The sequence below is a fragment of the Phaeovulum sp. genome, assembly GCF_041596715.1.
Taxonomy (GTDB): Bacteria; Pseudomonadota; Alphaproteobacteria; order Rhodobacterales; family Rhodobacteraceae; genus UBA6213.
In genome coordinates this window covers 1-13,767 of sequence record NZ_JBFHIA010000062.1, presented here as the reverse complement: position 1 = coordinate 13,767, position 13,767 = coordinate 1, and the positions used below count along the sequence as shown (strand labels likewise).

The 13,767-nt window shown below is 60.9% G+C and carries 10 protein-coding genes; all 10 read right to left on the bottom strand.

Annotated elements, in window-relative coordinates:
* On the bottom strand, positions 1-195 hold a 195-nt coding region (locus tag ABY403_RS06170), incomplete at its 3' end, for a GTP-binding protein (RefSeq protein ID WP_372839872.1).
* Between the two features lie 45 nt (positions 196-240).
* Positions 241-2,364, bottom strand: coding sequence for an elongation factor G (gene fusA / locus ABY403_RS06165; protein ID WP_372839871.1), 2,124 nt, complete (start codon positions 2,362-2,364; stop codon positions 241-243).
* 9 nt (positions 2,365-2,373) lie between these two features.
* Positions 2,374-2,844 carry a 30S ribosomal protein S7 gene (rpsG, locus tag ABY403_RS06160; RefSeq protein WP_372839870.1) on the bottom strand — a complete coding sequence of 157 codons (471 nt, stop codon included), beginning with the start codon at positions 2,842-2,844 and terminating at the stop codon, positions 2,374-2,376.
* A gap of 12 nt (positions 2,845-2,856) precedes the next feature.
* Positions 2,857-3,228 carry a 30S ribosomal protein S12 gene (gene rpsL / locus ABY403_RS06155; RefSeq protein ID WP_372839869.1) on the bottom strand — a complete coding sequence of 124 codons (372 nt, stop codon included), beginning with the start codon at positions 3,226-3,228 and terminating at the stop codon, positions 2,857-2,859.
* Between the two features lie 282 nt (positions 3,229-3,510).
* Positions 3,511-5,109: an ArnT family glycosyltransferase gene (locus ABY403_RS06150; protein WP_372839868.1), complete on the bottom strand. Its 1,599-nt coding sequence runs from the start codon at positions 5,107-5,109 to the stop codon at positions 3,511-3,513.
* Between the two features lie 60 nt (positions 5,110-5,169).
* Positions 5,170-5,478, bottom strand: coding sequence for a lipid-A-disaccharide synthase N-terminal domain-containing protein (locus ABY403_RS06145; protein WP_372839867.1), 309 nt, complete (start codon positions 5,476-5,478; stop codon positions 5,170-5,172).
* Positions 5,478-6,218 carry a glycosyltransferase family 2 protein gene (locus tag ABY403_RS06140; RefSeq protein ID WP_372839866.1) on the bottom strand — a complete coding sequence of 247 codons (741 nt, stop codon included), beginning with the start codon at positions 6,216-6,218 and terminating at the stop codon, positions 5,478-5,480. The genes ABY403_RS06145 and ABY403_RS06140 overlap by 1 nt, the downstream gene beginning before the upstream one ends.
* A 66-nt stretch (positions 6,219-6,284) precedes the next feature.
* Positions 6,285-7,169, bottom strand: coding sequence for a DMT family transporter (locus ABY403_RS06135; protein ID WP_372839865.1), 885 nt, complete (start codon positions 7,167-7,169; stop codon positions 6,285-6,287).
* A gap of 100 nt (positions 7,170-7,269) precedes the next feature.
* Positions 7,270-11,517 carry a DNA-directed RNA polymerase subunit beta' gene (gene rpoC, locus ABY403_RS06130; protein ID WP_372839864.1) on the bottom strand — a complete coding sequence of 1,416 codons (4,248 nt, stop codon included), beginning with the start codon at positions 11,515-11,517 and terminating at the stop codon, positions 7,270-7,272.
* A gap of 57 nt (positions 11,518-11,574) precedes the next feature.
* A partial coding sequence (gene rpoB, locus ABY403_RS06125) for a DNA-directed RNA polymerase subunit beta (protein ID WP_372839863.1) occupies positions 11,575-13,767 on the bottom strand: 2,193 nt, incomplete at its 5' end.

Sequence of the window (13,767 nt, the reverse complement as noted above, 5' to 3'; positions counted from 1 at the left end):
GTATTCAACGTGCGCGGTCGAAATCGTGATCCCGCGCGCCTTCTCTTCAGGCGCCGCGTCAATCGCGTCATACGCCTTGAAGTCGCCAAAATACTTCGTGATCGCCGCCGTCAGCGTCGTCTTGCCGTGGTCAACGTGGCCAATCGTGCCAATGTTGATATGCGGTTTGTTACGTTCAAACTTTGCCTTTGCCATGATGGCCTCCTGTTACTGGGAAAGGGGGGCGTTTCCGCCCTGCCCTTACGCGTATTTCTTTTGGATCTCGTCCGAGATGTTCTGCGGCACTGCGTCGTAGTGGTCGAACTGCATCGAGAACACGGCCCGGCCCGAAGACATCGAGCGCAGCGTGTTGATGTAGCCGAACATGTTGGCCAGCGGCACGAAGGCGGTGATCACGTTGGCATTGCCACGCGCGTCTTGCCCTTGCACCATGCCCCGACGCGAGGTCAGGTCGCCGATCACGCCACCGGTGTATTCTTCGGGCGTCACCACTTCGACCTTCATGATCGGTTCGAGCAGTTTCGCGCCGGCCTTTTTCAGACCTTCACGCATGGCTGCACGTGCTGCGATTTCGAAAGCCAGCACCGAGGAGTCAACATCGTGGAACGCGCCGTCAACGAGCGCCACCTTGAAGTCGATCACCGGGAAGCCCGCGAGCGGACCCGAATCCATCACCGACTTGATGCCTTTTTCGACACCGGGGATGTATTCCTTGGGAACCGCACCACCGACGATTTTCGATTCGAACGAATAGCCCACGCCCGGCTCAGTCGGTGTAATCACCAGCTTCACGCGCGCGAACTGGCCGGTACCACCGGTTTGTTTCTTGTGCGTGTAGTCGATCTCATGCTCGCGCGAGATGGTCTCGCGATAAGCCACCTGCGGCGCACCGATGTTCGCCTCGACCTTGAACTCGCGCTTCATGCGGTCAACGAGAATGTCGAGGTGAAGTTCGCCCATGCCCTTCATGATGGTCTGACCGCTTTCGAGGTCGGTTTCCACCCGGAACGACGGATCTTCAGCAGCAAGGCGCGCAAGCGCGATGCCCATCTTCTCCTGGTCGGCCTTGGACTTCGGTTCGACGGCGATCTCGATCACCGGCTGCGGGAAGGTCATGGTTTCCAGAACCACCGGCTTGGCGATATCGCAAAGCGAGTCCCCAGTGGTGGTTTCCTTCAGACCAGCAAGCGCCATGATATCGCCGGCAAAGGCCTCGGCGATCTCTTCTTGCTTGTTGGCGTGCATCATAACCATGCGGCCAACGCGCTCTTTGCGCCCCTTGGTCGAGTTCAGGATCTGGTCACCCTTCTTCACCTGCCCCGAGTAGACGCGAGTGAAGGTCAGCGTGCCCATGAACGGGTCGTTCATGATCTTGAACGCAAGCCCCGAGAACGGCTGCGAGTCGTCGGCAGAGCGCGCAACGTTGCGCGTTTCGGTCTCGTCACCCGGCAGGAAGCCCATGTAGGGCGGCACGTCCAGCGGGTCGGGCAGGAAGTCGATCACGGCGTTGAGCATGGGCTGCACGCCCTTGTTCTTGAACGCCGAGCCAGCAAGGATCGGCACGAAGGCGAGCGACAGCGTACCCTTGCGGATCAGCTTGCGCAGCGTTGCTTCGTCGGGCTCGTTGCCTTCGAGATAGGCTTCCATCGCCGCGTCGTCTTGTTCGACCGCGATTTCCAGCATGTTGTAGCGCCACTTTTCCGCATCAGCCTTGAGGCTTTCGCGGATCGGACGACGCGACCACGAGGCACCAAGATCCTCGCCGTCGTAGACCCATTCCTGCATGGTGATCAGGTCGATGATGCCTTCAAGCTTGTCCTCGGCACCGATCGGAATCTGGATCGGCATCGGAACTGCGCCGGTACGCACAGCGATCATCTTCACGCAGTTGAAGAAATCCGCGCCGGTCTTGTCCATCTTGTTGACAAAGACAATCCGCGGAACCTTGTAGCGGTCGGCCTGGCGCCAAACGGTTTCCGTTTGCGGCTCCACACCGGCGTTACCATCAAGCAGCACGACAGCACCATCCAGCACCGCCAGCGAACGCTCGACTTCGATGGTGAAGTCGACGTGGCCGGGGGTGTCGATGATGTTGAAACGGTACTTGTCTTTACCGGCAGCGTTCTCCTCGTGGTCGATCTGGCGCTGCCAGAACGTCGTGGTCGCTGCCGAGGTGATGGTGATGCCGCGTTCCTGCTCCTGCTCCATCCAGTCCATCGTCGCAGCGCCATCGTGCACTTCGCCGATTTTGTGGGTTTTGCCGGTGTAATAGAGGATACGCTCGGTCGTGGTGGTTTTGCCCGCATCGATGTGGGCAATGATACCAAAGTTCCGGTAGCGGTTTAGCTGATATTCGCGCGCCATTATGCCACCTTACCAGCGGTAATGGCTGAACGCTTTGTTCGCGTCGGCCATTTTATGTGTATCTTCGCGCTTCTTCACGGCCGAACCGCGAGAGTTCACCGCATCCAGAAGCTCGCCAGCAAGGCGCTCTTCCATGGTGTTCTCGTTGCGGTTCTTGGCGGCAGTGATCAGCCAACGAATGGCAAGCGCCTCGCGGCGCGACGGGCGCACCTCGACCGGCACTTGGTACGTGGCGCCACCAACCCGGCGCGAACGCACTTCGAGCGAGGGCTTCACGTTGTCGAGCGCTTCGTGGAATGCTTCCACCGGGGCGCGCTTCAGCTTGCCCTCGACGCGCTCGAGCGCCGAATAGACGATGCGCTCGGCAACTGACTTTTTGCCGTCGATCATCAGATTGTTCATGAACTTCGTGACTACCCGATCACCATACTTGGCATCAGGCAAAACTTCGCGCTTTTCAGCGGCGTGACGACGAGACATCTGCTGATCTCCTTACTTCGGACGCTTCGCGCCGTATTTCGAACGACGCTGACGGCGTTCCTTGACGCCTTGCGTATCAAGCACACCGCGCAGGATGTGGTAGCGAACGCCCGGAAGGTCTTTCACCCGGCCGCCGCGGATCAGAACCACCGAGTGTTCCTGAAGGTTGTGCTTTTCGCCCGGAATATAGCTGATGACCTCGAAGCCGTTGGTCAGACGCACCTTGGCGACTTTCCGCATGGCCGAGTTCGGTTTCTTCGGCGTCGTAGTGTAGACGCGCGTGCAGACGCCACGCTTTTGCGGGCACGATTGGAGGTGCTGCGATTTCGATCGCTGCACGATGGGCTGCCGCGGCTTGCGGATCAGCTGTTGGATAGTCGGCATTCACGTTCCCCGTGTTGCTCTGTCAATACTCGTATCCAAACCCGGATACGCCACTTCTCGACGGCATCTTGCGTCTACCGCAAAACGCCAAAACCGCATACATCCTCTACGTGAGGACGACGCGGTGGAATCTCAGAGGATCGGGGCTGTGACGCCCGGATCATGACCACATCCATACTGGTTTCCCGCAGTCGGCATGCCGCCTGCGTTGGTAGCGCGGGCTATAGGGGGAGTCGGAGGGGATGTCAACAAGAGCCGCATCAAGGCCGTCGGCCAAATCACTTAGCGCGGCACAACCCGATAGAGGCGCAGGTTACGGCCCCGCAACGGTTCCTCTGCCACAAGAATAAGCCCCTCGATCGCCAGTTCCTCAACCGAAACCAGCGCACCACCCGGATGCGCAAGCGCCCAGTCTTGCACCGCGCCTTGGTCTGCCAGTGCTGGCAACGGCCCCTGAAGGCGGCCAGTGAAGTTGAACTCGCCATGGTAGTTGCGAGGGTCAAAGCGCGCGATACCCTGCGCCTCGTTTTCGCCAAGCCACTGACCAACGCGCTCGGTCGAATACTGGGCAAAAAGCGTGTCGCTTAATGTCAGATGCAGCATAAGCAAGGTGGCGGGTGCCACCAGTGCCACGCCAAACGCGCCCGACCGACGCCACCAAACCACCCCGACCAAAGCCAGCAAGATAAGCACGGTTGCAGCGAGGTTAATGGTCGGCAACGCTATAGGCGCAAGTCCGTTGGGTTGAAATGCCCCTGTCCAGATCGCAACGCCAAGCGCAAGAACGGCCAGTGCGGGCAACAGCCACATCAGCCGCCAAAGACGCGCTACAGCTTGCTTGGGCAGCGCACAGGCCAGCAACAGCGCCGCCGCAGGCATTTCGGGCACAAGGTAGTGCGGCAGCTTGCCGCTTACAGCACTAAAGGCGAGGAGCACCGAAACCAACCAGACGGCGACGAACCGCTCTCCCTCGTTTGACCACAAGCGGCGCGGCGAAAACGCGGCAAGCCCGGCACGGCTCCAACCCCAAGGCCAGAGATAGACGGGCACCAGCGCAAGATAGAACCAAAACGGCTCTACATGCGCGAAGGACTCGACCATGCGCCCGGCGCTTTGGCGCCAAAGCACATCGTAGCGGTATTCCGGGCCGCCCAGCACCAATGCCGGCCCCAGCCAGAGCATCACCAGCCCAAAGGCTATCAGTACGGCCAGCCCAATGCGGCCATACCACGCGCGCAAGGGCGGGCGTGCATCTGGCGCGGCCCACAGCGGCATCGACAGTGCCACCGGTAGAACGTGCAGCAAGGCGACCGGCCCCTTGGCCAACACGCCAAAAGCCAGGCCCGACGCCAAAACGGCGACGGCTTTCCACCCCATGTCTCGGTGCAAAAGAACCACGCCGATCAGCGCCACAAGCACGCCCACGGCCAGCATCACATCGAACATCGTTGAAGAGCCGTAGAACAGAAAGACGCCGGTGCTCGCCAACACCAGCGCCGCGCGACCCGGGCGCGCCGCATCGTTCGGCCAAAGCAGACGCGCTAGGACCGCCGTGAGCAGCAGCGCAATCAGGCCGAATGCCGGACCGACCATCCGGGCGGCAAACCCACTTGGCCCGGTCACAGACCAGACCAGATTGATAAGCCAGAACAGCATCGGCGGTTTGTGGCTATAAAGCTCGCCGTTCAGGTGCGGCACAAACTTCGAGCCGCCAGTCCACATCTCCCAGGCCACGGCAAGATAGCGCGTCTCATCCAACGGCATCAGCGGCCGCAGAGAGATGAGCGAAAGCACGGCAACGAAAAATAGAACCAGCGCAGCAACAAGATACGCCCTGCCATTGCTGCCCGCTTGGGTCGGCTGATCGTCCGGGTTTGCCATTAACGCCCTACCTTTCCGCGGTGCGCAGAAGCCCGGAGTTAACCGGCGCGCCGAACGACGCTACAGCGTTGACTTGCGCTTTTCAGCCTGAATCAGCCACAGGTTTCGGGCATAAATAAACACCCCCAGCGATTGGCCCAGCATGAACACCGGATCGCGCCGATAGATCGCGTAGGTCAGCAGCATCACGCCGCCTGCCAGCGAAAAATACCAGAACGCCACCGGCATCACGGAACGGCGCGCGCGCTCTGATGCGACCCACTGCACAAGAAACCTGCCCGTAAACATCAGTTGCGCGAAAAGGCCAAACGCCACCCACATCAACTCCGTGCGGGATTCGACATGAAACCAGTCCATGATCGTCTGCATCACTTGCTTGCCTCGTCCCGGTGCATTTCTTGCGGCGCGGCCTTCTTGCGCCGGCGCAGCAGCCACGCGACGCCGAACAGATCGACCGCCCCGACCAGACCACGTTGCAGGTTGGAATAGTTCGATCGCCCGCCACCGCGCGGGCGATGGCTTACATCGACATGCGCAATCTGCCAACCATCACGCGCGAACAGCGCGGGCAGATAGCGGTGCATATGGTCGAAATAGGGCAGGCGCAAAAACGCGTCACGCCGAAATGCTTTCAGCCCACAGCCCGTGTCGCGGGTGCCATCGTGCAGGATCCGCGCGCGCAAAGCATTGGCAAAGCGCGAGGCAAGCCGCTTTGATAGCGTATCTTGCCGCCCGACGCGCTGCCCCGCGACCAGACCAAGCGGCCCCGCACCCGGTGCCAGCAGCGGTGCCAGCAAGTGCGGCAACTCTTCTGGCGGGTTCTGGCCGTCGCCATCGAGCGTCGCGATCAGTGCCCCGCGCGCGGCCAGCACGCCCGAGTGCACCGCAGCACTTTGCCCGCCAGAGCGGTCGTGCCGGATCAGCCGCAAATGTGAATGCTCTGCCATGCGCGCACGAACGGCCTCGACAGTGCCGTCATCCGAGCCGTCATCAATTACGATGACCTCGTAAGCAGGCAGCGCCGCGCAGGCAGCATCAATGCCTTGCAGCAATGTGACGATATTGGCAGCCTCATTGCGTGCCGGAATGACTATGCTGATCTCGGTCATCGCGCCTATCCAACCGGCCCCAACGGGTCCGCGGCTTGATAGCCGCCAGCCCTGCCTATGTAAACCTCAGCCCAATGCCCGCCGAGCAAGAACCCGCTCGCGGTAAAAGGCGTAGACGCCAGATCCGATCACCAGTGCGGCTCCGCTGATGGTCCACAAATCCGGCAAGTCGCCAAAGACCAGATACCCCATCGCCACCGCCCACAACAGCGAGGTGTAGCGGAATGGCGCGACCACGCCCACCTCGCCCACGCGCATCGCCATGACAACCGCCAGATAGCCCCCAATGACGGCAAGTGCGGAAAGCGTAACACCCGTAAGCTCTGCCAAAGTCGGGTTCTGCCAACCGTCAAAGGGAATCATAACCGCACCCACGACCAGAATGGAAAGCCCGGCATAGAACGAGATCGCCACTGACGAGACAGAGCTTGAAAATCGCCGCGTGACCATGTCGCGCAGCACGACACTAAGCACCGCGCCAACACCCAGAACCGACCAGATGCCAAAGCTTTCTCCGCCGGGGCGGATGATTAGCATCACACCGGCAAAGCCGATCAGAATTGCCATGATCCGACGCCACCCGATGCTTTCACCAAACCAGATCGCCGCGGCAAGCGTGACCGCCAGCGGCAGCGACTGCATGATTGCGGAAAGATCGGCAATCGGCATGTGCATGAGCGCCGTCAAAAAGAACACCGTCGCAAGTATCTCGCCCACCGTGCGCCAAGCCAATGTGCGGGTATCGGCGCGAGACAGGCGCAACTGCAACCCACCCTTGGCCAGCCCGATCAGCCACAACAGCGAAACCGTCACAACACTGCGCAGAAAAAGCGTCTGATAAAGGGGCAGCGTCTCGGTGACGTATTTAATTGCCGTGTCATTCAGCGTGAAGCCCGCCATCGCGGCCATCATCAGAATCGATCCACGCAGATTGTCGGATAGCGGTGCCATATGCGCCGCGTAGCAGGCGCCGTTAGCGCCCGCAAATGCAAAATGGCCCCGCCGATCAACGGCGGGGCCAGTTCATATCAAAAGGGTGCGCAGGCCCCTATCAGTCGCGGCTCTCGGGGGTCTCGACCATTTCCGGATCGATCTCTGTAGCCACAACATCGTCAATCGGCGCAGCCAACGCAGCAGCTGCCTCGGCCTCGGCACGGCGCGCCTCGATCACCAGAGCATCACGCTCGGCAGCGATTTTGCGCACCCGCGTCGTGGCACCACCGGTGCCAGCCGGAATCAGGCGGCCGACGATGACGTTTTCTTTCAGGCCCACCAGTTTGTCGCGCTTGCCCTGCACCGAAGCTTCGGTCAGCACCCGCGTGGTTTCCTGGAACGACGCCGCCGAGATGAAGCTGCGGGTCTGCAGCGACGCCTTGGTGATGCCCAGCAGGACCGGTTCGCCCGTGGCCGGGCGGCCACCGCGTGCAATGACCTTGGCGTTCTCTTCGTCGAACTCGGCCTTGTCCACGTTTTCGCCCTTGAGCAGCGTCGACTCGCCCGAGTCGAGGATCTCGATCTTTTGCAGCATCTGCCGCACGATCACCTCGATGTGCTTGTCGTTGATCTTCACGCCTTGCAGACGATAGACGTCTTGCACTTCGTCGATCAGATAGTCGGCCAAGGCCTCGATCCCCATGATCCGCAGAATGTCATGCGGCGCGGGGTTGCCGTCCATGATGTAGTCACCCTTCTGCACGAAGTCGCCTTCCTGCACGGGGATGTGCTTGCCTTTCGGCACCATGTACTCAACCGGCGTCAAGCCCTCGGCACTGGGCTCGATGGTGATGCGGCGCTTGTTCTTGTAGTCCTTGCCAAAGCGCACATAGCCGTCGATTTCGGCGATGATCGCGTGGTCTTTCGGACGCCGCGCCTCGAACAGTTCTGCCACGCGCGGCAGACCACCGGTGATGTCCTTCACCTTCGCGCCTTCGCGCGGGATCTTGGCCACCACGTCACCGGCGTTCAGCACCTGACCGTCTTCCACCGCAAGGATGGCATCGACCGACATCGGATAGCTGACCGGGTTACCGGCATCGTTGCGCACCGGCTCGCCGGTAGCGGGATCGACCACGATGATCTCGGGCTTCAGGTCGTTGCCGCGCGGCACGTTGCGCCAGTCGGACACGATCTTCTGCGTCATGCCGGTTGCATCGTCGGTTTCGTCGCGCACCGCGATGCCCGAAACCAGATCGACATACTTCGCCACACCCGCCTTTTCAGCGATGATCGGCAAGGTATAGGGATCCCATTCGAACAAGCGGTTACCGCGCTTGACCTTCTCGCCCTGCTTGACCAACACCTTGGAGCCGTAGATGACCTTGTGGCTGGCCCGCTCTTCGCCATGCTCGTTGACGATGGCGATCTGCATGTTGCGGCCCATGACGATCTGTTCGCCCGCAACGTTGATCAGGATCTGCGCATTGCGGAACTCGACCGTACCTTCCTGATTGGATTCCAGGAAAGACTGCTGGCCGCCTTGCGCCACGCCGCCGATGTGGAACGTCCGCATCGTCAACTGTGTGCCCGGTTCGCCGATCGACTGCGCGGCGATGATACCCACCGCCTCGCCGATGTTGACCAGTGTGCCGCGCGCCAGATCGCGCCCGTAGCAAAGGGCGCAGACGCCCTCTTCCGCTTCGCAGGTCAGCGCCGAGCGGATGCGAACGTGCTGCACGCCGAGCGTCTCGATCAGATCGGCCTTGCGCTCGTCGATCAGTTCGTTCTTGCGCACCAGCACCTCGTCAGAGCCGGGCACCAGCACGTCATCGGCCGCAACCCGGCCCAGAACGCGCTCACCCAAAGGCGTCACCACTTCGCCGTCGTTCACCGCGGCGTTTGCGGTAATCGCGCGGTCGGTACCGCAGTCGTGGCTGCGCACGATGCAGTCCTGCGCCACGTCTACCAGACGCCGCGTCAGATAGCCCGAGTTCGCGGTCTTCAACGCGGTGTCCGACAGGCCCTTCCGGGCACCGTGGGTCGAGTTGAAGTATTCAAGAACCGTGAGGCCTTCTTTAAAGTTCGAGATGATCGGCGTTTCGATGATCTCGCCGTTCGGTTTGGCCATCAGGCCGCGCATACCGCCCAACTGCTTCATCTGCGTTACCGAGCCACGAGCGCCCGAGTGCGCCATCATGTAAACCGAGTTCGGTTCCATTTCAGCGCCGTCCGCATCAAGCCGCGAGGCCGAGATGGTCGTCATCATCGCCTCGGTCACCTTGTCGTTGCACTTGGTCCAGGCATCGACAACCTTGTTGTACTTCTCACCTTGCGTGATGAAGCCGTCCATGTACTGCTGCTCGAACCCAGCAACCTGATCGCGGGTTTCGTTGACGATGGTCCACTTGGTATCGGGCACCACCATATCGTCCTTGCCGAACGAGATGCCGGCCTTGAACGCTTCGCGGAAGCCCATGGTCATGATCTGGTCGCAGAAAATCACCGATTCCTTCTGGCCGCAGTAGCGGTAGACGGTGTCGATGACGGCCTGCACGTCTTTCTTGCGCAGAAGCCGGTTGACCAGATCGAACGGCGCCTTGGCGTTCAGCGGCAACAGCGCACCCAGCCGAACGCGACCCGGCGTGGTTTCGAAGCGTTTGATCACTTCGTTGCCTTCGGCGTCGATCTGCTTCACGCGGCACTGAACTTTGGCGTGCAGGTGCACAAGGCCCGCGGTCATTGCATGCTCGATCTCATCGACCGAGCCAAAGACCATGCCTTCGCCCTTCATGCCCTTGCGTTCCATCGTGGTGTAGTAAAGCCCCAAGATCATGTCCTGAGACGGCACGATGATCGGCGCGCCGTTGGCGGGCGAGAGCACGTTGTTGGTCGACATCATCAGCACGCGCGCTTCTAGCTGGGCTTCCAGCGAGAGGGGGACGTGCACAGCCATCTGGTCGCCGTCGAAGTCGGCGTTGAAGGCCGAGCAGACCAGCGGGTGAAGCTGGATCGCCTTGCCTTCGATCAGGATCGGCTCAAACGCTTGGATGCCCAGACGGTGCAGCGTCGGCGCGCGGTTCAGCAGCACCGGGTGTTCGCGGATCACCTCGTCCAGAATATCCCAAACCTCGGGACGCTCTTTCTCGACCAGCTTCTTGGCTTGCTTGACGGTGGTCGAAAGACCCTTCGCCTCGAGCCGCGAATAGATGAACGGCTTGAACAGCTCGAGCGCCATTTTCTTGGGCAGGCCGCACTGGTGCAACTTCAGTTCCGGGCCGGTCACGATGACCGAACGACCGGAAAAGTCCACGCGCTTACCCAGAAGGTTCTGACGGAAGCGGCCCTGCTTACCCTTCAGCATGTCGGACAGCGATTTCAGCGGGCGCTTGTTGGTGCCCGTGATAACGCGGCCGCGACGGCCGTTGTCAAACAGCGCATCGACCGATTCTTGCAGCATCCGCTTTTCGTTGCGCACGATGATATCGGGCGCGCGCAGCTCGATCAGACGCTTCAGACGGTTGTTCCGGTTGATGACGCGACGGTAGAGGTCGTTCAGATCCGAGGTGGCGAAGCGGCCACCATCAAGCGGCACCAGCGGGCGCAGTTCCGGCGGAATGACCGGGATCACCGTCAGCACCATCCACTCGGGCCGGTTGCCCGATTCGACGAAGCTTTCGACGATTTTCAGCCGCTTGATGATCTTTTTCGGCTTCAGCTCGCCCGTGGCGACCTTCAGCTCTTCGCGCAGTTGTTCGGCCGTGGCGTCAAGGTCGATCGCCGCCAACATTTCGCGGATCGCTTCAGCGCCGATATTGGCGGTGAAGGCGTCAGCGCCGTATTGGTCTTGCGCGTCGAGGAACTCTTCTTCGGTCAGCAACTGGCCGTAGTTGAGGTCGGTCAGACCCGGTTCGATCACCACATAGTTTTCAAAGTAGAGAATACGCTCCAGATCGCGCAGCGTCATGTCGAGCATGAGGCCGATGCGCGAGGGCAGCGATTTCAGAAACCAGATGTGGGCAACGGGGCTGGCCAGTTCGATATGGCCCATCCGCTCGCGGCGCACTTTTTGCAAGGTGACTTCCACGCCGCATTTTTCGCAGACGACGCCGCGATATTTCATGCGCTTGTATTTGCCGCAAAGACATTCGTAGTCTTTGATCGGGCCAAAGATACGCGCGCAGAACAGGCCGTCACGTTCCGGCTTGAACGTGCGGTAGTTGATCGTTTCTGGCTTTTTGATCTCGCCATAGGACCACGACAGAATCCGCTCTGGCGAGGCCAGAGAGATCTTGATCTCGTCGAAGCTCTTGGCGGGGGCAACGGAGCCGAACGGGCCGTGGCTGTGGGTCAGTTCCTGGTTCATTTCAGATTCCTCGAATGGGGCAGGGAAAGGGAAGGGAGTCGGGCTTGCAGCCCGACCTCACTCCTCCTCCGCGTCCAGGAGTTCCATGTTCAGGCCGAGGCCGCGCACTTCCTTGACGAGAACGTTGAACGATTCCGGCACGCCGGCTTCGAAGTTGTCCTCGCCCTTCACGATTGACTCGTAAACCTTGGTGCGGCCTGCCACGTCGTCCGACTTCACGGTCAGCATTTCCTGCAAGGTGTAGGCGGCACCGTACGCTTCAAGCGCCCAGACCTCCATCTCACCCAGACGCTGGCCACCGAACTGCGCCTTGCCGCCCAGCGGTTGCTGAGTCACGAGGCTGTAGGGGCCGGTCGAGCGTGCGTGCATCTTGTCGTCCACAAGGTGGTGCAGCTTCAGGAAGTATTTCACCCCAACCGTGACCGGGCGGATGAACTGCTCGCCGGAACGACCGTCATAGACGATCGACTGGCCCGAAGTATCGAACCCGGCGCGTACCAGCGCGTCGTTGATGTCGGCTTCCTTGGCACCGTCGAATACCGGGGTGGCAATCGGCACGCCGCGCCGCACGGTTTCGGCGGATTCGATGAAGCGCTCGGCATCGAGGTTGGAGAAGGCCTCCTCATAGGTCTCGTCGCCATAGCCGTGACGCATCGCTTCGCGCACCGGGGTCATATCGCCCGAGCGGCGATATTCCTTGAGCGCTTCGTCAATGCGGATGCCCAGCCCGCGCGAGGCCCAGCCCATGTGCGTTTCCAGAATCTGGCCAACGTTCATGCGGCTCGGCACACCGAGGGGGTTCAGCACCATGTCGACGGGCGTACCATCGGCAAGGAACGGCATATCTTCGATCGGCACGACCTTGGAAACGACGCCCTTGTTACCGTGACGACCAGCCATCTTGTCGCCTGCCTGAAGCTTGCGCTTCACGGCCACGAACACCTTGACCATCTTCATCACGCCGGGGGGCAGATCATCGCCTTGGCGGACCTTTTCGACCTTGTCCTCGAAGCGGGCTTCGAGCGCGCGTTTTTGCGCATCGAACTGGTCGTTGAGCGCCTCGACCTCTTTGGCGTCGTTTTCAGCCTCGAGTGCAAGCTGCCACCATTGGCCGCGCGACAAGGTGGCGAGCAGGTCATTGGTGATCTCGGAACCGGCCTTGATGCCTTTCGGGCCTTTGACCGCAACCTTGCCAAGGATCATCGATTTCAGGCGCGCGTAGATGTTGCGCTCCAGAATCGCCAGCTCGTCGTCACGGTCGCGTGCCAGACGCTCGACTTCTTCACGCTCGATTTGCAGCGCGCGTTCGTCCTTGTCGACGCCGTGGCGGTTGAACACCCGGACCTCGACGATCGTGCCAAAAGCACCCGGCGGCAGTCGCAAGCTGGTGTCGCGCACGTCCGATGCTTTTTCGCCGAAGATCGCACGAAGCAGCTTTTCTTCCGGCGTCATCGGGCTTTCACCCTTGGGCGTGATCTTGCCCACCAGAATGTCGCCCGGCCCCACTTCGGCACCGATGTAGACGATGCCAGCCTCGTCGAGGTTGCGCAGCGCTTCTTCACCGACGTTCGGAATGTCGCGGGTAATTTCTTCCGGCCCCAGCTTCGTGTCGCGTGCGGCAACTTCGTATTCGTCGATGTGGATCGAGGTGAACACGTCGTCGCGCAGGATGCGCTCGGAAATCAGGATCGAGTCTTCGTAGTTGTAGCCATTCCACGGCATGAACGCGACGACCACGTTGCGCCCGATCGCCAGTTCGCCCTGGTCGGTCGAGGGACCATCAGCGATGACCTCGCCCTTCTTGACCAGATCGCCCACCTTCACCAGCGGGCGCTGGTTGATGCAGGAAGACTGGTTGGAACGCTTGAACTTGCGCAGACGGTAGATGTCCACACCCGCATCGCCCATGCCAAGGTCTTCGGTTGCGCGCACAACGATACGCGTCGCATCCACTTGGTCGATGATGCCGGAACGGCGCGCCATGATCGAAGCACCGCTGTCGCGGGCCACCACGGCTTCCATGCCGGTGCCGACGAAAGGCGCCTCGTTTTGCAGCAAAGGCACCGCTTGGCGCTGCATGTTCGAGCCCATCAGCGCGCGGTTGGCGTCGTCGTTCTCAAGGAACGGGATCAGTGCTGCGGCGATGGAAACCAGCTGCTTCGGCGAAACGTCGATCAGATCGACCGCTTCTTTCGGATTCAGCATAAACTCGCCCGACTGGCGCGTTGACACCAGATCGTTGACGAAGCG

Bases quoted from the DNA above. Each gene is read 5' to 3' on its own strand.
- fusA (WP_372839871.1), bottom strand. From the start codon at position 2,364: ATGGCGCGCGAATATCAGCTAAACCGCTACCGGAACTTTGGTATCATT.
- rpsG (WP_372839870.1), bottom strand. From the start codon at position 2,844: ATGTCTCGTCGTCACGCCGCTGAAAAGCGCGAAGTTTTGCCTGATGCC.
- rpsL (WP_372839869.1), bottom strand. From the start codon at position 3,228: ATGCCGACTATCCAACAGCTGATCCGCAAGCCGCGGCAGCCCATCGTG.
- ABY403_RS06150 (WP_372839868.1), bottom strand. From the start codon at position 5,109: ATGGCAAACCCGGACGATCAGCCGACCCAAGCGGGCAGCAATGGCAGG.
- ABY403_RS06145 (WP_372839867.1), bottom strand. From the start codon at position 5,478: ATGCAGACGATCATGGACTGGTTTCATGTCGAATCCCGCACGGAGTTG.
- ABY403_RS06140 (WP_372839866.1), bottom strand. From the start codon at position 6,218: ATGACCGAGATCAGCATAGTCATTCCGGCACGCAATGAGGCTGCCAAT.
- ABY403_RS06135 (WP_372839865.1), bottom strand. From the start codon at position 7,169: ATGGCACCGCTATCCGACAATCTGCGTGGATCGATTCTGATGATGGCC.
- rpoC (WP_372839864.1), bottom strand. From the start codon at position 11,517: ATGAACCAGGAACTGACCCACAGCCACGGCCCGTTCGGCTCCGTTGCC.